Here is a 1,561-nt window from a genome sequence, read left to right as displayed (position 1 = left end):
GTATTAACGGAAAGGTCGTGACAATATTGTCCGAGCGTACACACATTTTTATTTATTCGAAACACGATGAAAGCTCCTTGCAACAAAAATCAATTCTTACGGAAATGATTGCACAACATGGATTCACTACGGTAGATGATGCGAAAAATGCAAACATTATCGTAAGCTTGGGCGGAGATGGATCTTTCCTTCAAGCCGTTCGCAAAACCGGTTTTCGTCAAGATTGTTTGTATGCCGGAATTTCTACCACTGGTTCGCTGGGTATGTATTGTGATTTTCATTTCAATGACATGGATACAGTGATTCAGGCTGTTCAACATGCGGAAATTGAAGTACGTCGTTATCCTATTTTACAAGTTATAGTGGATGACAATCCACCTTTTTATTGCTTGAATGAATTTAGTATCCGTTCAAATATTATTAAGACATTTGTTCTTGATGTAGAAATTGATGGATTGCATTTTGAAACATTCCGGGGAGATGGCATGATCATCGCTACCCCAACTGGTAGCACGGCTTACAATAAGTCGGTCAATGGTGCAGTGGTGGATCCTCTCCTCCCTTGTTTCCAAGTATCTGAACTGGCATCTGTGAACAGCAACAAATACCGCACTCTTGGCTCTTCATTCATTTTAAGCGGTCAGCGTCAATTAACATTACGCCTGCAGCAAGACGGAAATGACTTCCCGACAATGGGTATGGACAATGAATCGCTAAGTATTCAACATGTACAATCAGTTAATATCGAGTTGAGTAACCGCATCGTGAAGACCGTTAAGTTGAAAAACAATTCTTTCTGGGAAAAAGTGAAACGCACGTATCTTTAATTTGGACTCGTTAGAACCTTCAACTGGACAATAACAAAAATCAACCCATTCAATTCAATAAAAGCAGACGAGATATTCTTCTCGTCTGCTTTTTATGATTTCGCCAATTTAAGTTTTCTTGTGCGTGCTTCCATAACCTTGGAGACAGTAAAGAGAATCAGCGCCAGCCAGATTAAGGAAAATGATAGTAAATCAATGGGATTGAACGTTTCTCCATAAATAATAACACCTAGGAACAACATACAAGTCGGAGCAATGTATTGTAAAAACCCAATCATGTATAACGGCATTTGTTGCGCTCCTTTTGCGAATAGCACGAGAGGTACAGCGGTTGCAGCACCTGTAAGAATCAACAATACATCAGTCTGGAATGAATCATGAAAAAGGACAGCACGGTCGGATAGAAATAAATAAATGTAATAAATAAACGCAAATGGCACAATAAACAATGTTTCTATTGTCAATCCGCGAACTGCATCTAACGGTATTGTTTTTTTCATTAATCCGTATATGGCAAAACTGATGGCAAGAGAAAAAGCAAGCCATGGGAAACGGCCATATGAAATGGTTAAGATGATAACACCGATGGTCGCAATGACAAAGGCAATTTTTTGAGCCGTCGTCAAACGTTCCTTTAAGAAAAAGATGCCCAGCAAAACAGAAATCAGTGGGTTGATATAGTATCCTAAACTGGTTTCCACTAAATGGTTATTATTTACTGCCCAGATATACAA

At 39.0% G+C, this 1,561-nt stretch carries 2 protein-coding genes; one reads left to right on the top strand and one right to left on the bottom strand.

Annotated features, from left to right (window positions below):
• Window positions 1–26 precede the first annotated feature (26 nt).
• The gene (locus AC1DSB_RS19105; RefSeq protein WP_477533095.1) at window positions 27–827 is read left to right on the top strand and encodes an NAD kinase; all 801 of its coding nucleotides are present in this window, start codon (window positions 27–29) and stop codon (window positions 825–827) included.
• 92 nt (window positions 828–919) lie between these two features.
• On the opposite strand, the gene rarD is transcribed toward AC1DSB_RS19105, so the two are convergent.
• The coding region (rarD, locus tag AC1DSB_RS19100; RefSeq protein ID WP_477587399.1) for an EamA family transporter RarD at window positions 920–1,561 on the bottom strand (642 nt) is incomplete at its 5' end.

Source organism: Paenisporosarcina sp. P4_E4_2 (assembly GCF_056401595.1).
Note: the sequence above shows the minus strand (reverse complement) of the source record. Positions and strands in the feature narration are given on the sequence as shown.